An 18,714-nucleotide genomic window follows, 5' to 3' on the forward strand; every position below is an offset into this window, starting at 1 on the left:
TCAGCCCTAGCGGTTGCGGGGCATGGCTGTCGAGAAGCTCCGCGAACATTGCACGAACATAGCAGGCGATGCGCGGCCGGGACAATCGCCCGTGCGATGGCTTAACCCCGGATAGCGGACTCGCGAACGGAAACGCGCTACACCGGGGGCCATGCCGCACGACCTCTTCCTGGCTACCGCCGTCTCGCCCGCCCTGGAGCTGCTGCTCGCCGAACGCTTTACGCTGCACCGGGATGCGCCGCCGCCGACCACCAAAGCGATCGTCGGCGGTGGGCAGATGACGGTCGACACCGCGCTGTTGGACCGGCTGCCCGAACTGGAGATCATCGCGATCCACGGCGTCGGCCATGACGGGATCGATCATGACGCGGTCGCGGCGCGCGGTATCCGCGTCGCGATCACCGCCGACATATTGACCGAGGATGTCGCCGATCAGGCGATCGCCTTGTGGCTGGCCGTCGACCGGCGGATCGCGGCGAACGACCGGGCGATGCGGATGGGCAACTGGACCGTGCCGCTGGGTCGGCGCGCCAGCGGACGGCGGATCGGGATTTTCGGGCTGGGCCGGATCGGACAGGCGATCGCCAAGAGGGCGGAGCCGTTCGGTGGCGAGATCGTCTACACGGCGCGGTCGGAGAAGCCGGTGGCCTGGCGCTTCATGCCCGATCTGGCAACGCTGGCGGCGGAAAGCGACGTGCTGTTCCTCACCGCGCCGGGCGGGGACGAGACGCGGCGGGTGGTCGATGGCGGTGTGCTGGATCGGCTGGGGGCGGACGGCGTGCTGGTCAATGTGGCGCGCGGCAGCCTGGTCGATGAAGACGCGCTGATCGCGGCGTTGGAGTCGCATCGTATCGCGGGCGCGGGGCTGGACGTGTTCGCGGATGAGCCCGACGTGCCTTACGCGCTGCGCCGGATGAACCATGTCGTCCTCGCCCCGCATCAGGGGAGTGCCACGCGGGAGGGGCGTGCGGCGATGGCGGCAATGGTGGTGGAGAACCTGGAGGCGCATTTTGCGGGGCGTGAGGTGCCGGGGTTGTTGGGTTAGTCGGTTCCCGTGGCCTTCGACTTCGCTCAGGCTGAACGGAGTTTGGGGGCAGGTCCGATCTACAACAGCCGTTCAGGCTGAGCGTAGTCGAAGCCCACGCCCCACCCTTACCACCCGCGCTACTTCGCCGCCTTGCGCAAGGCCAACCGCACCAGCGCATCCAGCGACGCCCCGGCCCCCAATTCCTCTTCCGCCGCCGCCACGGCCGCATTGGCCTCGGCGGGTCGGAAGCCCAGGTTGAGCAGCGCCGACACCGCATCCGCGCCTGCCCCGGCCGACGCGGCCACCCCGCCGCCCGAACCGGGCGCGAGCACGATGCCGCCGACCTTGTCCTTCAACTCCATCACGATCCGCTGGGCGAGCTTCGGCCCCACGCCGTTTGCCCGCGCGACCATCGCCTTATCGCCGCTGGCGATCGCCCGCATCAGATCGGCAGGCTCCAGCGCGGACAGGATCGCCAGCGCCACGCGCGAACCCACCCCCTGCACGCCGGTCAGCAACCGGAACCAGTCACGCTCGTCCGCGCTGGCGAAACCGACGAGGCGGATCGAATCCTCGGACACCAGCATCTCGGTATGCAGCATCGCCGCTTCGCCCACCGGCCCGATGGACGACAAAGTGCGGGCCGAAGCGCCGACCAGATAGCCGACCCCGCCGACATCGATCACCGCATGGTCGATGCCGGTGGAGTCCAAACGTCCCTTGAGATGCGCGATCATGGGGATGGGTTAGAACAAAAGGGGGTGGACGTCACGGGGGTATCGCTGGGCGAGTCGCCTGGAACCTGCCCTCCCCCATCCCCTCCCGCTTGCGGGAGGGGTGCGTTACTGGGCTGTCGGCAAGCGCTGCCTCGAGGTGTTCCTGCAAGCGCCCTTTGGCACGCCCCTCCCGCAAGCGGGAGGGGATGGGGGAGGGCCTCACCGCCAGCGAGACGCCCCGTTAAACCGCCCCAACCCGCCGCGACATCGCCCGAGCACTCGCCAAGTGATGCGCATGCGTAATCGCCACCGCCAGCGCATCGGCCGCGTCCGGCCCGGTCAGCTTCACCCCCGGCAGCAAATGCCCGACCATGGCCTGCACCTGCTTCTTGTCTGCGCCGCCGGTGCCGACGGTCGCCTTCTTGACGATGCTGGGGTGATATTCGCCGACGATCAGCCCGGCCTGCGCCGCCGATAGCAGGACGATGCCGCGCGCCTGACCCAGCTTTAGCGTCGATTGCGCGTTGCTGTTGCCCAGCACCTCTTCCACCGCCGCCCCGTCGGGCTGTTGCTGGCGGATCACGTCGTACAGCGCGGCGTGCAGATTCGCGAGGCGGCGCGGCAGCGGCATCGACGGCTCGGTTTTGATCTGGCCGTTGGCGACGTGGCGCAGGCGGTTGCCCTCCACCGCGATCACCCCCCAGCCGGTGGTGCCGAGACCAGGGTCGAGCCCGAGGATGATGGCGGGGGGTGGGGTCATTTCGGGCTTTCGGCGGGGAGCGTCATTCGTGCAGCTTTGCCCCTCCACCACCGGGCTTCGCCCGGCGGCCCCCCTCCCCAAGCATCGCTTGGGGAGGAACGGGGTTTAGCCCAGCTTTTCCATCACTTCGTCGGAGACTTCGTAATTGCCCCAGACGGTCTGGACGTCGTCGTCATCGTCCAGCGTATCGATCAGCTTGAACAGCGTCGCCGCCGCCGCTTCGTCGACCGAGACCATGGTCTGCGGACGCCAGGCGAGCTTGGCGCCTTCGGCCTCACCCAGCACCGGCTCCAGCGCCTTGGCGACTTCGTGAAGATCACCCTGCGCGGTCCAGATTTCGTGGCCATCCTCCGACGAGGTCACATCCTCCGCCCCCGCTTCCAAGGCCGCCTCGAACACCTTTTCGGCGTCGCCCGCGCTGGCGGGATAGTTGATCAGGCCCATCCGGTCGAAGCCGTGGCTGACCGAGCCGCCCGCGCCCAGATTGCCGCCATTCTTCGACACCGCGGTGCGCACGTTCGTCGCGGTGCGGTTGCGATTGTCGGTCAGCGCCTCGATGATCAGGCTGACGCCGCCGGGGCCGAAGCCTTCATAGCGGACTTCTTCGTAATTCTCCCCGTCGCCGCGCGAGGCCTTGTCGATGGCGCGCGCGATATTGTCCTTGGGCATCGAGGCCGCCTTGGCCGCGTTGACCGCGGCGCGCAGACGCGGGTTCATGTCCGGGTCGGGCGTGCCCATCTTCGCCGCCACGGTGATTTCGCGGGAAAGCTTGGAAAATGCTGCCGAGCGCTTCTTATCCTGCGCGCCCTTGCGGTGCATGATGTTCTTGAATTTGCTGTGGCCTGCCATCGGTGCCTCTTGAGATGATCGGGCTCTTTACGACTGCCCAAGGGCCTTTGCCAACCCGTCGATCTTCGCCTCCAGCGTATCGAGCCGTTCGGTGACGGCGTTGTCCAGCTTGTGGTGCAGCCGCAATATGTCGATCTCGGCGCGCAAATTGGTGCGATAGTCGAGGCTCGCCGCCAGCCGGTCCTTCGCCGATTGCCGGTTCTGGCTCATCATGATGACCGGCGCCTGAATCGCCGCCAGCGTCGAGAGCATCAGGTTGAGGAAGATATACGGGTACGGATCGAACGCCATGCCGAAATGGCTGAGCACGTCCGAGTTGAGCAGCATCCACCCCAGCAGGATCACCGAAAAAGTGATGATGAAGCCCCAGCTGCCGCCGATCGCCGCCACCCGGTCCGCCAGCTTCTCGCCCCAGGTCGAGGTTTCGTCCGCGACATCGGCGGCGTCGCGCGCGCTGAGCTGGCCCGACTCGATATCGGCGATGACCTGGGCTTCCTCCTCGTCCAGTTCGTGCGCGGGCTTGCCGAGCGTGCGGCGGGCGATTTCGGCAGCGGTCGACAGGGCCATGGGCTTGGCGCTCCTCGTGAGGAATCAAATGCCTTGCTCCTTGGGGCGTTGATCGGCCAAACGCCAGTCATGACGGTACGCGTGGATATGGGAACCGATGAGCGCGGCTCGTCGGTGCCGATCGATCTTGAGGAACTGCTGGCGACCCGCCTGCTGGTGCAGGGCAATTCGGGGTCGGGAAAGTCGCATCTGCTGCGCCGCCTGCTGGAGAAATCGGCGGGCCAGGTGCAACAGGTGGTCATCGACCCCGAGGGCGATTTCGTCACCCTGTCCAAGGCTTACGGCCATGTCGTGATCGAGGCGGGCGACTATGCCGAGCGGGAGGTCGGGCGCTTCGCCTCGCGGATTCGCGAGCACCGCGCCTCGGTGGTGCTCAGCCTGGAGGGGCTGGAGATCGAGGGCCAGATGCGCTGCGCCGCGACGTTCCTCAACGCCCTGTTCGATGCGCCGCGCGAGCATTGGTATCCCGCGCTGGTCGTCGTCGACGAGGCACAGCTCTTCGCCCCCACCACCGGCGGCGAAGTGACCGAGGAAGTCCGCCGCGCCTCGCTGTCCGCGATGACCAATTTGATGTGTCGCGGGCGCAAGCGCGGGCTGGCGGGGGTGATCGCCACCCAGCGACTCGCCAAGCTCGCCAAGAATGTCGCGGCGGAGGCGTCCAACTTCCTGATGGGCCGCACCTTCCTCGACATCGACATGGCGCGCGCCGCCGATCTGCTCGGCATGGAGCGGCGACAGGCCGATTCGATCCGCGATCTGGCGCGCGGCACCTTCCTGGCGCTCGGCCCCGCCGTTTCGCGGCGGCCGATCACGGTGAAGATCGGCGCGGTGGAAACATCGGCGCGGTCGGGCAGCCCCAAGCTGACCCCCCTGCCCGACGCCCCGCCGCCGGACTTGCAGGAACTGCTCTTCGCGCCGGTCGAGGAAGCGCCGACCCTGCCCATGACCTTCGACCCGCGCCCGCGCCGGGTGCCCGCCGAAGAGCTGATGGCCGATCTCGGCCGCCCGCCCCTACCAACCACCGCCGCGCCGCCCGCGCCCGAGATGGACGAGGCCGAGGTCGAGGCGATCTACGAACAGGTGCTGCGCGCCATCGTCGAGGACCCCGAATCGACCTTCCGCCCCGCCTCTGTCCTGTTCCAGGATTTCCAGGTGCGCTGCCGGATGGCGGGCCTCGCCCGGCCGCCGCTCGACCTGAACGGCTTTGCGCGGCGACTGTCCTGCGCGCGGGCGGGGATTTTCGACGTCAACGATCCCGACTGGCAGGAAGCGCTGGCGCTGGCCGCGATGCTGCCCGACGACATGCTGGGCGCGTTCCTGTTGGTGGCACGGGCCGCGCGGGAGGGCCTGCCCTGCCCGCCGGATACCAAGATCGCCGAGACGTACGGGACCAGCTCGCTGGGCCGGGTGAAGCGGCTGATCGCCTATATCGAGAGCCGCGACCTGTTCGTGTGCCGTACCGACCTGACGGGCAAGCGGTCGATCACGATTCCGCGACTGGGGTGGACGACCCAGGCGGCGGAGATGGGGTGAGGGTTTCCCTTGGCCTTTGGCTTCGCTCAGGCGGAACGGATACAAGCGAATAGAATATCCGCAAATTCCGCCTCCACATCGAATGTTCAGCCATCGCAAATGTCAGGTCGACATCGCAATCCATAGCGCACGAAAACCAGTGAAGATCAATATCAGAACGCCTACCGCACCGGCCGTGGCAAAAACCCCGACGCCACACCAAAAGACATAGGGCCTGCCAGACCTCGTAATTGGCCGCACGGGTTGCCTCGAAGGGATTTCTTCATTCAGCCAAGCCGGAATGAGATGAAACGCGCTGACGAAGATCAAAGCCCCAGCTAAAAAGATACTTTGACGCAACGCTGCCACCCGCTTGGCTCGTTCCCATTCCATGATGACCGCAAGGCTTCAGAAAGTCCATTGGCGCGAACGATCACCGTGAAAAAGCGTTCAAAGCACCACCCCCGTTCAGCCTGAGCGAAGTCGAAGGCCACGCCCCACCGCCCGTCACAATCAAAAAGGGCGGAGGAGCCACCAGCCCCGCCGCCCTTCACATCTCCGAACCCGAAACCGGGATCAGATCATGCCCAGCGCTTTCATATACACTTCGAGGATCGCTTCCTCTTCCTGATACTCTTCGCGCTTCTTCTTGCGGATAGCCATGATCTTCTTGATCGCCTTAGGGTCGTACCCGCGCGCCTTGGCTTCGGCGAAGACATCCTTGATGTCGTCCGAAATACCCTTCTTCTCTTCTTCCAGCCGCTCGGCCCGCTCGATCAGCAGGCGCAGCTCGTCGGCCGTCACATTGCCGCTGCTGTCGAAATTCTCGTCCGCCATTCTTCCAACCCTTAAAAAATCCGGTTCGCTCCCAGGAACCCGCCGCCACGACTCGGCCCCCACCAAAGGGCAAGGTCGGTCCGGCGCGGATGTCGGGATCGCTGGCGGTCTAGGCGGTTCCGCGCCGTCGCTCAAGCGGGCGTTAACGGTTCTTCTTCACGCTTTCGGCCATGCGCGCCAGCTGCTCCGGCGTGGCCTCGGCCTGATGCTCGGCCTTCCACTGGTCATAGGGCATGCCGTAGATCGCGGCCCGCGCGGTCGCCTTGTCGACGCCCGCCGCCTCGCCCACCCAGTCGGACAGGCAGTTGCGGCAAAAGCCCGCCAGCCCCATCAGGTCGACATTCTGCGCATCCGTACGGTGGCGCAAATGCATCACCAGCCGACGAAACGCCGCCGCAGCCGCCGCGTCATCGATTGCATTCAACGCATCCAGCGTATCGCTCATATTCGTCGCTCCTAGGTTGATCGTAACGCATTAGGCTTTAGGACACTGGCCGCAAAGAAGCAGGATGTGAACATGACCAAGGCCCTCCCCCCGCGTTCGCGCAAAGTCCGCGTCCTCGCCACGCTCGGCCCGGCCAGCAGCGATCCCGAGACGATCGCCACCCTGTTTCAGGCTGGCGCCGACGCCTTCCGAATCAATATGAGCCATGGCGACCAGCAGTCGAAGATTCCGCTGATCAAGGCGATCCGCGGCCTGGAGGAGCGGTTCGGCCGCCCGACTACCATCCTGGCCGATCTTCAGGGCCCGAAGCTGCGCGTCGGCAAGTTCGCCGAGGGCAAGATCATGCTGGAAACCGGCAGCACCTTCATCCTCGATCGCGATCCGACGCCGGGCGACGCGACCCGTGTCGAGCTGCCGCACAAGGAAATCTTCGCCGCGATCGAACCGGGTGCGCGCCTGCTGCTCGACGACGGCAAGCTGGTGCTGCGCGTCGCCTTCCATGACGCGGACAAGATCACCACGCTGGTCGAGGTCGGCGGTGCGCTGTCGAACAACAAGGGGCTGAACGTCCCCGACGTCGTGCTGCCCATGGCCGCGCTGACCGAGAAGGACCGTTCGGACCTGGCCTTTGCGGTCGAGCAGGGCGTGGACTGGATCGCCTTGTCCTTCGTTCAGCGCCCCGAGGACCTGATGGAGGCGCGCGGCCTCATCAAGGGGCGCGCCGCGCTCCTCGCCAAGATCGAGAAGCCGCAGGCGATCGACCGCCTGGAAGAGATCGTCGAGCAGTGCGACGGCGTGATGGTCGCGCGCGGCGACCTGGGCGTCGAACTGCCGCCCCAGGCGGTGCCGCCGCTCCAGAAGCGCATCGTCGAGGTGTCGCGCCGCATGGGGCGCCCGGTGGTGGTCGCGACGCAGATGCTTGAATCGATGATTCAGAGCCCCTCGCCCACCCGCGCCGAAGTATCGGACGTGGCGACCGCCATATACGACGGCGCCGACGCGATCATGCTGTCGGCCGAGTCGGCGGCGGGGTCCTGGCCGGTCGAGTCGGTCGCGATGATGAACGCGATCGGCGTGTCGGTGGAAAACGACCCCGGCCATGGCGACCGCGTCCACTTCACCGCGATGACCCCCGATCCGACCACCGCCGACGCACTGGCCGAGGCCGCCGCGCGGATCACCGACACCGTGTCGGCCAAGGCGATCATCTGCTTCACCACCAGCGGCTCGACCGCGCGCCGCATCGCGCGCGAGCGTCCCTCGGTGCCGCTGCTGGTCCTGACGCCGCAGCTGGAGACGGCCCGTCGCCTGGGCCTGCTTTGGGGCGCTCACGCGGTCCACACCCGCGACGTCGAATCCTTCGAGGAAATGGTCGCCAAGTCCAAGCGCATGGCGCTGCGCCACGGTATCGCCGAGGCGGGCAACCAGGTCGTGCTGATGGCGGGCGTCCCCTTCCGCACGCCGGGGTCGACCAACGTGCTGCACGTCACCCGCATCATGGGCGACGAACTGGCCAATTACGGGGACCGCAGCGAGGCGTAAGCCTTTCGTCCGGAACAGGAAGGGCGGCGGCGCGAAAGCGTTGGCCGCCTTTTTTGTATCCGGTGCCGATAAGATGAACTTTCGGTGGGCAAGACCATGATCCCTTATCTCGATAGCCGCCCCGACCTCGCCACTACCCGCCTGTCGCTGCGGCGTCCGACCGAGCGTGATGGGGAGGCGATCATCTCCATCGTCGGGGACTGGGACGTCGCACGCCGTCTGGCCCGCGTGCCGCACCCTTATGGGCCGGATGATGCGTGCTTCTTTCTGGAGCGGGTCGTGCCCGCCGAATGGGTATGGGCGATAACGCTGCGGGGCGAGGACCGGCTGATCGGTGCGGTCGGCCTGACCCCGGAGGAGGAGACCGCGGAGCTGGGCTATTGGCTGTCCCCGGCCCATTGGAGGCGAGGAATAGCGACCGAAGCAGCGCGGGCGGTCGTGGGTTTTGGATTCGAGCATGTTGGGCTTGCTCGCCTGACCTCAGGCTATTTCGAGGACAATCCCGCGTCGGGTCGGGTGCTTACCAAGCTCGGTTTTGTCGAGGCGGGCCGCGTCATGCGCTCCTGCGTCGCCGTCGGCGGCGAAGTTCCGTCCGTACGGATGAGCCTGAAGCCCTTTTCCTCCCCTGCAAAGGGAGGTGGCGGCCCGAAGGCCTGACGGAGGGGTGTCGCGCTATCGAGAGTGGGATACCCCTCCACCATGCCGCGCATGATCGCCCTCCCCTTGCAGGGGAGGAATTCGAGAGGCCCATGACAAAAGGGGCGGGCACCTCGCGATGCCCGCCCCCTTCGTTCGTCCGGCGATAGCCGATCAGATGTGGATCGGCTTGCCCTGCACCGCCATGGCGGCTTCCTTGAGCGCCTCGGCATGGGTCGGGTGGGCGTGGCAGGTGTACGCGATGTCTTCCGACGTCGCGCCGAACTCCATCGCCTGCGCGGCCTGCGCGATCATCGTGCCCGCGAGGCTCGAGATGATCCACACGCCCAGCACGCGGTCGGTCTTGGCGTCGGCGATGACCTTCACGAAGCCGTCGGTGTCGCGGTTGGTCTTGGCGCGGCTGTTCGCCATGAAGGGGAACTTGCCGACCTTCACTTCGCCCTTTTCCTTGGCGGCTTCTTCCGACAGGCCGACACCGGCGATCTCGGGCATGGTGTAGACGACGCTGGGGATGACGTCGTGGTTCACGATGCCGGTCTGGCCCGCGATGTTCTCGGCCACCGCGACGCCTTCGTCCTCGGCCTTGTGCGCGAGCATCAGGCCGGGTGCCACGTCGCCGATCGCCCAGACGCCGTCGACATTGGTCGCGAAGTCATGGTCGATCTCGACCTGGCCACGGCCGTTCAGCTTCACGCCGGCCGCTTCGAGGTTCAGGCCATCGGTGTTGGGCTTGCGGCCGATCGCGACCAGCACGGCGTCGGCCGACAGCGTTTCCGCCGCACCGCCAGCCGCCGGTTCGACCGACACGGTCGCGCGGTCGCCCTCGACGGTGACGCCGGTCACCTTGGTCGAGGTCTTCAGCTCCATGCCCTGCTTCTTGAACAGCTTGGCCGATTCCCTGCGGACCTCGCCATCGAAGCCCGGCAGGATCTGGTCGAGATATTCGACGACCGTGACCTTGGCCCCGAGACGACGCCAGACCGAGCCCAGCTCCAGTCCGATCACACCGCCGCCGATGACGACGAGATGTTCCGGCACCTTCGGCAGCGCCAGCGCGCCGGTCGAGTCGACGACGACCTTCTGGTCGATTGCGACGCCCGGCAGCGGGGTCACGACCGAGCCCGTCGCGATCACGATATCGCGCGCGGTGACGGTCTGGTCGCCGACCTTGACCGTGCTCGAATCCTGGAACGCGGCCTTCCCCTTCAGCCAGGTGACCTTGTTCTTCTTGAACAGATATTCGATGCCGCCGGTCAGCTCGCCGACCGCCTTGGCCTTTTCGGCATGCATCTGGTCGAGGTTGAGCTTGGCGCCCTCGATCTCGACACCGAACTTGGCCAGCGCGCCGTGGCTCGCTTCTTCGAACAGCTCGGACGCGTGCAGCAGTGCCTTAGACGGGATGCAGCCGACATTGAGGCAGGTACCGCCCAGCGTCTCGCGCGCTTCGGCGCATGCGGTCTTCAGGCCCAACTGCGCCGCGCGGATCGCCGCGACATAGCCGCCGGGGCCAGCGCCGATCACCAGGACGTCATAGTCATACTCAGCCATTTGTCTCTCCCGTTCCCCGGCTCTCGGGGTCCAGCCTGCGGGCGCACCCGCCTGTCACAGCAAGGACGGACCCTCGACCGTTCGAGGGCCCGTATAGATCACAAAGCGATCAGAGGTCGATCAGGATGCGCGTCGGGTCCTGGATCGCGTTCTTCAGCGCGACGAGGAAGGTCACCGCCTCGCGGCCGTCGATGATCCGGTGGTCATAGGACAGCGCCAGGTACATCATCGGACGGATGACGATCTGGCCGTCGACGACGACCGGGCGCTCCTCGATGCGGTGGAGGCCCAGCACCGCCGACTGGGGCGGGTTGATGATCGGGGTCGACATCAGCGAGCCGAACACGCCGCCGTTCGAGATGGTGAAGGTGCCGCCCTTCATCTCGTCCATCTTGAGCGTGCCGTCCTTGGCGCGCTTGCCGAAGTCGCCGATCGTCTTTTCGATGCCCGCGACCGTCAGGTCCTGCGCATCGCGGATGACCGGCACGACCAGGCCGTTCGGGGCCGAGACGGCGACCGAGATGTCGGCATAGTCGTGATAGACGATCTCATCGCCCTCGATCGAGGCGTTGACCGACGGAATGTCCTTCAGCGCCATCGTCGCGGCCTTCACGAAGAAGCCCATGAAGCCCAGCCGGACGCCATGCTTCTTTTCGAACAGGTCCTTATACTTGGCGCGCGCCTCGATCACGGCGGTCATGTCGACGTCGTTGAACGTCGTCAGCATCGCGGCGGTGTTCTGCGCCTCCTTCAAGCGCTTGGCGATCGTCTGACGCAGGCGCGTCATCTTCACGCGCTCTTCCTTGCGCGCCGAACCGGCGGGGGCAGCGGCCGGAGCAGCGGCGGCAGGCGCCGGTGCGCTCGACTTGTTGGCGGCGGCGGCGGCGACATCTTCCTTCGTGATGCGGCCGTCCTTGCCGGTGCCCTTGATCGTCGCGGGGTCGAGGCCGTGCTCGAGCACCGCACGACGCACCGACGGCGACAGTGCTGCGGGCGAGTCGCTCGACTCGTCGCCAGCAGGCGCAGCGGCGGGTGCCGGAGCGGCCGCCGGGGCTGCGGTCACGGCCGGGGTCGCCGCTTCGGTCTTGGCCGGGGCCGAGCCACCGGCCTCGACGGTCGCCAGCAGCGCGCCGACCTGCACCGTGTCGCCGACCTTGACGGCATGACCGCCCATGACACCCGCCACCGGCGAGGGCACTTCGACCGAGACCTTGTCGGTCTCCAGGCTCGCGATCGGCTCGTCGACCGCCACCGCGTCACCCGGCTGCTTCAGCCATTCGCCCAGCGTCGCCTCGGAGATCGATTCGCCCAGTACCGGGACCAGAACTTCAGTCGCCATTTCCATTTCCTCCGCCCGGTCCATCGACCGGGGCTCTTACGCGGGCGGGCAAAACGCCCGCGCCAGATTTCATCCCTCCCCGGCTCGGTCACGAACCGGGGAACTCGGTAAGTCAGTCCGCGGCCGCCGTGGTCGGCTTGGCGGTGGTGTTGCTGCCCTCGGCGCGCGTCCGGCGGATTTCCTCGCGGACATTATGGCCCAGTGCATCGGCGACCAGCGCGCCCTGCTCGGCGGTGTGGCGCTTCATCAGGCCGGTGGCGGGCGAAGCCGCCGCCGCGCGACCCGCATAGCGCGCCCGCTTCACGCTCGCACCGGCCTCGGCCAGCGCCTCCTCGATCAGCGGCTCGACGAAGAACCAGTAACCGTTGTTCTTCGGCTCTTCCTGCGCCCAGACCACGTCCTGAAGGTTCGGCATCCGCGCGATCCGCTTGGCGAGCGCATCGCTCGGGAACGGATAGAGCTGCTCGACGCGCACGATCTGGGTCGTGGTGTCGCCCGCCGCGTCGCGTGCCTCGATCAGGTCATAGGCGACCTTGCCGGTGCACAGGACCAGCCGCGTCGTGGCCTCGTCGGCGGCACCATTGGTGTCCGACAGCAGGCGACGGAAGTGGCTTTCGCCCTGGAAGTCCTCGGCCTTCGACACCGCCAGTTTGTGACGCAGCAGCGACTTCGGCGTAAAGACGACCAGCGGCTTGCGGAAGTTACGATGCATCTGCCGGCGCAACAGGTGGAAATAGTTGGCCGGGGTGGTGCAGTTCGCCACCTGGATATTGTCGTTGGCGCAGGACTGGAGGAAGCGCTCGGGACGGGCCGACGAGTGCTCCGGACCCTGCCCTTCATAGCCGTGCGGCAGCAGCATCACCAAGCCGTTGGCACGCAGCCACTTGGACTCGCCCGACGTGATGAACTGGTCGATCATGATCTGCGCGCCGTTGACGAAGTCGCCGAACTGCGCCTCCCACATGACCAGCGTCTTCGGGTCGGCCAGCGCATAGCCGTACTCGAAGCCGAGCACGCCATATTCGGACAGCGGGCTGTCCAGCACTTCGAAGCTGCCATGCTCGACGGTCTTGAGCGGCACATATTTGTGCTCGTCGGTCTGGTCGACCCAGACCGCGTGACGCTGCGAGAATGTGCCGCGACCCGAATCCTGGCCCGACAGACGGACGCCGTACCCTTCCGACAGCAGCGAACCGAAGGCCAAGGCCTCGCCGGTCGCCCAGTCGAAATTCTCGCCGGTGGCGAACATCTGGCGCTTGGCGTCGAGCACGCGGTTCAGCGTCTTGTGGACCTGAAGCCCCTCGGGGATCGTGGTCAGCGTGCGGCCGATCGCGTCGAACAGCTTCTTGTCGAGGCCGGTCTCGACGTTGCGGCGACCCTGATCGGTCTCCTTCGGTGCCGACAGACCCGACCAGCGACCGGCGAACCAGTCGGCCTTGTTGGGCTTGTAGCTCTGGCCCGCCTCGAACTCGCCTTCGCAGCGCGTGGTGTACTGCTTGATATTCTCATCGACCCAGGCCTGATCGACCACACCCTCGGCGACGAGGCGCTTCGAGTAGATTTCGCTGACACCGGGGTGCGAGCGGATCTTGTTGTACATCAGCGGCTGGGTGAAGCCCGGCTCGTCACCTTCGTTGTGACCGAAGCGGCGATAGCACCACATGTCGATCACGATGTCGCGGTGGAACTTCTGACGGAACTCGATCGCCATCTTGGTAGCGAAGGTGACCGCCTCGGGATCGTCGCCATTGACGTGGAAGACCGGCGCCTGGACACCCTTGGCCACATCCGACGGATAGGGCGAGGAGCGCGCGAACTGCGGCGAGGTGGTGAAGCCCACCTGGTTGTTGATGATGAAGTGGACGCAGCCGCCGGTGTTGTAACCACGGATGCCGGAGAAGCCGAGGCACTCCCAGACGATGCCCTGGCCCGCAAAGGCGGCGTCGCCATGGATCAGCACCGGCACCGACGCCGAGTGATCGGTCAGGTCGTCGGCGATCGTCTGGATCGCGCGGGTCTTGCCCAGCACGACCGGGTTCACCGCCTCGAGGTGCGAGGGGTTGGCGACCAGCGACATATGGACCTTGTGGCCGTCGAACTCACGGTCGGTCGAGGTGCCGAGATGGTACTTCACGTCGCCCGAACCGCCGATGTCATCGGGGTTGGCCGAGCCACCGGCAAATTCGTGGAAGATCACGCGCAGCGGCTTGGCCATCACATTGGCCAGCACGTTCAGGCGGCCGCGATGCGCCATGCCGAACACGATCTCGCGCACGCCCATCTGGCCGCCGTACTTGATGACCGACTCGAGCGCGGGGATCATCGACTCGCCGCCGTCCAGGCCGAAGCGCTTGGTACCGACATATTTCTTGCCGAGGAACTTTTCCCACTGCTCGGCCTCGATGACCTTGTTCAGGATCGCCTTCTTGCCATCGACGGTGAAGTCGATCGCCTTGTCCTGACCTTCCATCCGGTCCTGAAGGAAGCGACGCTCCTCCACGTCCGCGATGTGCATATATTCGAGGCCGATATTGCCGCAGTAATTCTTACGCAGCGTGTCGACCAGCTCGCGAACGGTCGCCCATTCGAAGCCCATCGTGCCGCCGAGGTAGACCTTGCGGTCGATATCGGCGTCGGTGAAGCCGTGATATTCGGTCTTCAGGTCTTCCGGCAGCTCGCGCAGGCCCGACAGGCCCAGCGGGTCGAGGTTCGCCGCAAGGTGGCCGCGCACGCGATAGGTGCGGATCAGCAGCTGGGCGCGGATCGCGTCACCCGCCGCCTTGACGATGTCGGCGGTCGAGGGGGCCGCTGCGGCGGCTGCCGGAGCGGGCTTGCCACCCTTGGCAGGCTTGGGGGCCGGTTCCATCTGGGTCGGGTCGAGGCCCGCCGTCAGATCGTCGGTCGAGGTCAGCGGCCAGCGCTTGTTCTGCCAGCTGGGGGCGCCCACGCCCTGCTCCAGACCCTCGAAGAAGGTCCGCCAGCCCGCATCGACCGACGACTGGTCGGCCTGATACTTGGCGTAGAGCGTTTCGATGAAGGCGGGGCTGACGCCCGCCGCGATGTCGCTGAATTCCTGGCCTTCGTAGCCCATGAGACGCTTCCTCGACCGCCCGTCTTCTTCATGATCGCCACCCCGGCACATCCGCCTGGGGTCCGCAGCCGCGAGCGGCCCGCCTGCCGCCACGGACCCCGGCGGTTGTGCCGGGGTGACGCGATACGCCTTACTTGTTCAGCACCGACAGCAGCGTCGAGCCGAGCTCCGACGGGCTGGCCGCGACCTTGATCCCGGCCGCTTCCATCGCCGCGATCTTGTCCTCAGCGCCGCCCTGGCCGCCCGACACGATCGCACCGGCATGGCCCATGCGACGGCCCGGAGGCGCGGTGCGGCCCGCGATGAAGCCAGCCATCGGCTTACTGCGACCGCGCTTGGCTTCGTCACGCAGGAACTGCGCGGCTTCTTCTTCCGCCGAGCCGCCGATCTCGCCGATCATGATGATCGACTGGGTCTCGTCATCGGCCAGGAACAGCTCCAGCACGTCGATGAAGTTGGTGCCGTTGACGGGATCGCCGCCGATGCCGACCGCAGTCGTCTGACCCAGGCCAGCGTTCGAGGTCTGGAACACCGCCTCATAGGTCAGCGTGCCCGAGCGCGACACGACGCCGACCGAGCCCTTCTTGAAGATCGAACCGGGCATGATGCCGATCTTGCATTCACCCGGCGTCAGCACGCCCGGGCAGTTCGGACCGATCAGGCGCGACTTCGAACCCGACAGGGCGCGCTTGACCTTGACCATGTCGAGGACCGGAATGCCCTCGGTGATCGCGACGATCAGCGGGATTTCCGCGTCGATCGCCTCCAGGATCGAGTCGGCCGCGAAGGGCGGCGGCACGTAGATGACCGACGCGTCGGCGCCCGTCTTCGACTTGGCTTCGGCTACGGTGTTGAAGACCGGCAGGCCGATATGCTCGGTGCCGCCCTTGCCCGGCGTCACGCCGCCGACCATCTGCGTACCGTACGCCAGCGCCTGCTGGGTGTGGAACGTGCCGGTTTCACCCGTCATGCCCTGGGTGATGACCTTGGTGTTCTTGTTGACGAGGATGCTCATCTAACTTCTCTTCCTCTTGTTCCCCGGCGAAGGCCGGGGCCCAGTTGGGGAAACGGTCATGGCAGTGCGATCCGGTCGTAAAGATCATCCCAGTCGGGATTGAGCCCTTCGATTTCCCGCAGCTTCCAGGCCCGCTTCCATTCCTTCATCCGCAGCTCGCGCTGCCGTGCTGATTCGATGCTCTCATGCGCCTCGAACCATACGAGGCGATGACAGCGATGCTTTCGCGTGAACCCGGCGACCACCCCGTCGCGATGCTGAAGCACGCGCTGGGCGAGGTTGCTGGTCACGCCGAGATAGAGCGCCCCGTTGCGATCGCTGGCCATGATATAGACATAGCCCGGTCGCTCCATCTCGAATGCCTTCCCAACTGGGCCCCGGCCTCCGCCGGGGCACAATGGAATGGATCAGGCCAGCGACCCGTCGATACCCTTGCAGGCGACGAGCAGTTCCTTGACCGCGTCGACCGAGACCTGAAGGTTGGCCTTCGCCTCGTCCGACAGCTTGACCTCGACGACCTTCTCGACACCGCCAGCGCCGATCACGACGGGGACGCCGACATAGAGGTTGTCGATGCCATACTCACCCGACAGGTGCGCCGCGGCAGGCAGGATGCGCTTCTGGTCGTACAGATACGCCTCGGCCATCGCGATGCCACTGGTGGCGGGCGCATAGTAGGCCGAGCCGGTCTTGAGCAGCGCGACGATCTCGCCGCCGCCGCCGCGGGTGCGCTTGATGATCTCGTCGACCTTTTCCTTGGTCGAGAAGCCCATCTCGATCAGGTCGCTGACCGGGATGCCGCTGACGGTCGAATATTCCAGGACCGGGACCATCGTGTCGCCGTGGCCGCCGAGCACGAAGGTGTTCACGTCCTTCACCGACACGCCGAACTCCTCGGCGAGGAAATGCGAGAAGCGCGCCGAGTCGAGCACGCCCGCCATGCCGACGACCTTGTTCGCGGGCAGACCCGAGAATTCGCGCAGCGCCCAGACCATCGCGTCGAGCGGGTTGGTGATGCAGATCACGAAGGCGTCGGGCGCGTTGGCGGCGATACCCTCGCCGACCGCCTTCATCACCTTCAGGTTGATGCCGAGCAGATCGTCGCGGCTCATGCCGGGCTTGCGCGCGACACCGGCGGTGACGATGATCACATCGGCGCCCGCGATATCGGCGTAGTCGTTGGAACCCTTGATATTCGCGTCGAAGCCTTCGACCGGGCCGCACTGCGACAGGTCGAGCGCCTTGCCCTGCGGAACACCCTCGACGACGTCGAACAGGACGATATCGCCCAGCCCCTTGAGCGCGGCGAGGTGCGCCAGCGTGCCGCCGATATTACCGGCGCCGATCAGCGCGATCTTCTTGCGAGCCATTCCAATCCTACTCCGTAGTGGACGTACGTGATTGGTCACGCGGCCTACGCCTATTGCGGCGTCGGGGCAACCGTTATTCCACAGAGTTTAAGATTTTAAACGATAATGGTTCGCAAGTGCATTATGGCTTGATTAAGCCCCTTCCGAGCCATGGCCCTGGGCCAGATACTCCTCAGACCGCATCTCTTCCAACCGGCTGATCGTGCGTTCGAACTCGAAGCGGCCATCGCCGGTTTCATAGAGTTCGGCGGGCTGCGCATCGGCTGCGGCGAGCAGCTTGACCTTGTGTTCGTAGAGCGCGTCGATCAGCTGGACGAAGCGCGCCGCCTCGTTGCGGTTCTCCGGCCCTAGCTTGGGGATGCCGACCAGAATGACGGTGTGGAAACGCCGCGCGACCGCCAGATAGTCCGCCGCCCCCCGCGCCTCGCCGCACAGCCGCTTGAACGAGAAGACCGCGACGCCCTTCAGCGCCTTGGGCACATGCAGGACGCGTCCGCCGACCTTCAGGTCCTCGGAGGGCACATGCGCCGCATCCTCGACCGGATAGTCGGTCAGGCGAAAGAACGCCGCCGACAGCGTCATCGTCGCCTTCGGCCCATTGGGCACCAGCCAGGTGTCGAGCCGCCCCAGCCGGTCGCGGCGATAGTCGGTCGGCCCGTTGAGCGCCAATACGTCCAGCCGCGCCTCGATCAGCGCGATGAAGGGCAGGAAATGCTCGCGGTTGAGGCCGTTCTTGTAGAGGTCCTTGGGCGGCCGGTTGGAGGTGGTGACGATCGTCACCCCCGCCTCGATCAGCGCGGTGAACAGCCGCGACAGGATCATCGCGTCGGGACTGTTGGTCACCATCATCTCGTCGAAGGCCAGCAGCCGCACTTCCTCGGCCAGAGCGGCGGCGACCGGAGCGATCGGGTCGCCCGCCTGCTTGGCGCGCTCGGTGGCGATGCGGGCATGGACCTCCAGCATGAACTCGGCGAAGTGGACCCGACGCTTGGCCTCGACCGCGACATGGTCGAAGAACAGGTCCATCAGCATCGACTTGCCGCGCCCGACATCGCCCCAGAGATAGACGCCCTTCGGGGCGGGTGTGCCCTTGCCGGTCAGGCGGGCGAAGAGGCCGGTCTTGCGCGGAGTTTCCAGTTCGGCCGCGAGGGTTTCGAGTCGCGCGGCGGCGGCGGCCTGTTCGGGATCTGGGCGAAGCTCTTCGGCGGAGACCAGGCGGCGATAGGCGTTGAGGATGTCGGGCATGTCAGGGGCGATGTCTGCCCTGGGGTGGCTGGCGTCAACCCCTCTCCACCCTCACCCTTCCCACCCGCTTGCAGCGGGCGGGCCCCTTCCCTCTCCCATCGGGAGAGGGAGGGAGGCGCGTCAGCGCCGGAAGGGTGAGGGTGGTTGGCGGACCAGATAGAATGGAAAAAGGGGGCCGTTTCCGACCCCCTTTT

At 66.3% G+C, this 18,714-nt stretch carries 17 protein-coding genes; 4 read left to right on the top strand and 13 right to left on the bottom strand.

Annotated elements, in window-relative coordinates; all coding sequences use genetic code 11:
• The first annotated feature begins 151 nt into the window (after nucleotides 1-151).
• The gene (locus tag KV697_RS07750; protein ID WP_219020799.1) at nucleotides 152-1,045 is read left to right on the top strand and encodes a 2-hydroxyacid dehydrogenase; all 894 of its coding nucleotides are present in this window, start codon (nucleotides 152-154) and stop codon (nucleotides 1,043-1,045) included.
• A gap of 119 nt (nucleotides 1,046-1,164) precedes the next feature.
• Here KV697_RS07750 and ruvA read toward each other — a convergent pair whose 3' ends face one another.
• The 4 genes from ruvA to KV697_RS07770 form a co-directional block, all read right to left on the bottom strand.
• Nucleotides 1,165-1,764 (bottom strand): Holliday junction branch migration protein RuvA, encoded by a 600-nt coding sequence (ruvA, locus tag KV697_RS07755; RefSeq protein WP_056437027.1) that lies wholly within the window; start codon nucleotides 1,762-1,764, stop codon nucleotides 1,165-1,167.
• A gap of 220 nt (nucleotides 1,765-1,984) precedes the next feature.
• Entirely contained in the window at nucleotides 1,985-2,503 is a 519-nt protein-coding gene (gene ruvC, locus KV697_RS07760) for a crossover junction endodeoxyribonuclease RuvC (protein WP_219020800.1), read from the bottom strand.
• Between the two features lie 105 nt (nucleotides 2,504-2,608).
• Complete coding sequence (locus KV697_RS07765; protein WP_042484083.1) at nucleotides 2,609-3,352, bottom strand: YebC/PmpR family DNA-binding transcriptional regulator; 744 nt, start codon at nucleotides 3,350-3,352, stop codon at nucleotides 2,609-2,611.
• 27 nt (nucleotides 3,353-3,379) lie between these two features.
• Nucleotides 3,380-3,919 (bottom strand): DUF1003 domain-containing protein, encoded by a 540-nt coding sequence (locus KV697_RS07770; protein WP_219020801.1) that lies wholly within the window; start codon nucleotides 3,917-3,919, stop codon nucleotides 3,380-3,382.
• A gap of 69 nt (nucleotides 3,920-3,988) precedes the next feature.
• On the opposite strand from KV697_RS07770, the gene KV697_RS07775 reads away from it, so the two are divergent.
• A complete protein-coding gene (locus tag KV697_RS07775; protein WP_056437012.1) occupies nucleotides 3,989-5,452 on the top strand; it encodes an ATP-binding protein in 1,464 nt (487 codons plus the stop codon).
• 555 nt (nucleotides 5,453-6,007) lie between these two features.
• Here the strand turns inward: KV697_RS07775 and KV697_RS07780 are convergent.
• Nucleotides 6,008-6,268, bottom strand: a complete 261-nt coding sequence (locus tag KV697_RS07780; RefSeq protein WP_037570224.1) for a DUF2312 domain-containing protein — start codon at nucleotides 6,266-6,268, stop codon at nucleotides 6,008-6,010.
• A gap of 142 nt (nucleotides 6,269-6,410) precedes the next feature.
• Nucleotides 6,411-6,713, bottom strand: a complete 303-nt coding sequence (locus tag KV697_RS07785; protein ID WP_056437009.1) for a DUF1244 domain-containing protein — start codon at nucleotides 6,711-6,713, stop codon at nucleotides 6,411-6,413.
• Between the two features lie 72 nt (nucleotides 6,714-6,785).
• Between KV697_RS07785 and pyk the strand changes: the two genes are divergently transcribed.
• Nucleotides 6,786-8,255: a pyruvate kinase gene (pyk, locus tag KV697_RS07790; RefSeq protein ID WP_219020802.1), complete on the top strand. Its 1,470-nt coding sequence runs from the start codon at nucleotides 6,786-6,788 to the stop codon at nucleotides 8,253-8,255.
• 96 nt (nucleotides 8,256-8,351) lie between these two features.
• Nucleotides 8,352-8,912, top strand: a complete 561-nt coding sequence (locus tag KV697_RS07795) for a GNAT family N-acetyltransferase (RefSeq protein ID WP_219020803.1) — start codon at nucleotides 8,352-8,354, stop codon at nucleotides 8,910-8,912.
• A 153-nt stretch (nucleotides 8,913-9,065) separates the two neighbouring features.
• Here KV697_RS07795 and lpdA read toward each other — a convergent pair whose 3' ends face one another.
• From lpdA to zapE, 7 genes are all read right to left on the bottom strand, one after another.
• Nucleotides 9,066-10,460 (bottom strand): dihydrolipoyl dehydrogenase, encoded by a 1,395-nt coding sequence (gene lpdA / locus KV697_RS07800; protein WP_219020804.1) that lies wholly within the window; start codon nucleotides 10,458-10,460, stop codon nucleotides 9,066-9,068.
• Between the two features lie 109 nt (nucleotides 10,461-10,569).
• Nucleotides 10,570-11,799 carry a 2-oxoglutarate dehydrogenase complex dihydrolipoyllysine-residue succinyltransferase gene (odhB, locus tag KV697_RS07805; protein ID WP_219020805.1) on the bottom strand — a complete coding sequence of 410 codons (1,230 nt, stop codon included), beginning with the start codon at nucleotides 11,797-11,799 and terminating at the stop codon, nucleotides 10,570-10,572.
• A gap of 112 nt (nucleotides 11,800-11,911) precedes the next feature.
• Complete coding sequence (locus KV697_RS07810) at nucleotides 11,912-14,890, bottom strand: 2-oxoglutarate dehydrogenase E1 component (RefSeq protein ID WP_219020806.1); 2,979 nt, start codon at nucleotides 14,888-14,890, stop codon at nucleotides 11,912-11,914.
• A gap of 130 nt (nucleotides 14,891-15,020) precedes the next feature.
• Nucleotides 15,021-15,905 (bottom strand): succinate--CoA ligase subunit alpha, encoded by an 885-nt coding sequence (gene sucD, locus KV697_RS07815; protein ID WP_042484035.1) that lies wholly within the window; start codon nucleotides 15,903-15,905, stop codon nucleotides 15,021-15,023.
• A 56-nt stretch (nucleotides 15,906-15,961) separates the two neighbouring features.
• Nucleotides 15,962-16,258: a GIY-YIG nuclease family protein gene (locus KV697_RS07820; RefSeq protein WP_219020807.1), complete on the bottom strand. Its 297-nt coding sequence runs from the start codon at nucleotides 16,256-16,258 to the stop codon at nucleotides 15,962-15,964.
• Between the two features lie 54 nt (nucleotides 16,259-16,312).
• A complete protein-coding gene (mdh, locus tag KV697_RS07825) occupies nucleotides 16,313-17,275 on the bottom strand; it encodes a malate dehydrogenase (RefSeq protein WP_219020808.1) in 963 nt (320 codons plus the stop codon).
• 132 nt (nucleotides 17,276-17,407) lie between these two features.
• Nucleotides 17,408-18,520, bottom strand: coding sequence for a cell division protein ZapE (gene zapE, locus KV697_RS07830; protein WP_219020809.1), 1,113 nt, complete (start codon nucleotides 18,518-18,520; stop codon nucleotides 17,408-17,410).
• Nucleotides 18,521-18,714: the final 194 nt, after the last annotated feature.

This window comes from Sphingomonas sanguinis, from assembly GCF_019297835.1.
Classification (GTDB): Bacteria; Pseudomonadota; Alphaproteobacteria; order Sphingomonadales; family Sphingomonadaceae; genus Sphingomonas; species Sphingomonas sanguinis_D.

Bases quoted from the DNA above. Each gene is read 5' to 3' on its own strand.
- KV697_RS07765 (WP_042484083.1), bottom strand. From the start codon at position 3,352: ATGGCAGGCCACAGCAAATTCAAGAACATCATGCACCGCAAGGGCGCG.
- pyk (WP_219020802.1), top strand. From the start codon at position 6,786: ATGACCAAGGCCCTCCCCCCGCGTTCGCGCAAAGTCCGCGTCCTCGCC.
- KV697_RS07820 (WP_219020807.1), bottom strand. From the start codon at position 16,258: ATGGAGCGACCGGGCTATGTCTATATCATGGCCAGCGATCGCAACGGG.
- KV697_RS07770 (WP_219020801.1), bottom strand. From the start codon at position 3,919: ATGGCCCTGTCGACCGCTGCCGAAATCGCCCGCCGCACGCTCGGCAAG.
- sucD (WP_042484035.1), bottom strand. From the start codon at position 15,905: ATGAGCATCCTCGTCAACAAGAACACCAAGGTCATCACCCAGGGCATG.
- KV697_RS07775 (WP_056437012.1), top strand. From the start codon at position 3,989: ATGACGGTACGCGTGGATATGGGAACCGATGAGCGCGGCTCGTCGGTG.
- odhB (WP_219020805.1), bottom strand. From the start codon at position 11,799: ATGGCGACTGAAGTTCTGGTCCCGGTACTGGGCGAATCGATCTCCGAG.
- mdh (WP_219020808.1), bottom strand. From the start codon at position 17,275: ATGGCTCGCAAGAAGATCGCGCTGATCGGCGCCGGTAATATCGGCGGC.
- KV697_RS07785 (WP_056437009.1), bottom strand. From the start codon at position 6,713: ATGAGCGATACGCTGGATGCGTTGAATGCAATCGATGACGCGGCGGCT.
- ruvA (WP_056437027.1), bottom strand. From the start codon at position 1,764: ATGATCGCGCATCTCAAGGGACGTTTGGACTCCACCGGCATCGACCAT.
- KV697_RS07810 (WP_219020806.1), bottom strand. From the start codon at position 14,890: ATGGGCTACGAAGGCCAGGAATTCAGCGACATCGCGGCGGGCGTCAGC.
- KV697_RS07780 (WP_037570224.1), bottom strand. From the start codon at position 6,268: ATGGCGGACGAGAATTTCGACAGCAGCGGCAATGTGACGGCCGACGAG.
- KV697_RS07750 (WP_219020799.1), top strand. From the start codon at position 152: ATGCCGCACGACCTCTTCCTGGCTACCGCCGTCTCGCCCGCCCTGGAG.
- KV697_RS07795 (WP_219020803.1), top strand. From the start codon at position 8,352: ATGATCCCTTATCTCGATAGCCGCCCCGACCTCGCCACTACCCGCCTG.
- lpdA (WP_219020804.1), bottom strand. From the start codon at position 10,460: ATGGCTGAGTATGACTATGACGTCCTGGTGATCGGCGCTGGCCCCGGC.
- ruvC (WP_219020800.1), bottom strand. From the start codon at position 2,503: ATGACCCCACCCCCCGCCATCATCCTCGGGCTCGACCCTGGTCTCGGC.
- zapE (WP_219020809.1), bottom strand. From the start codon at position 18,520: ATGCCCGACATCCTCAACGCCTATCGCCGCCTGGTCTCCGCCGAAGAG.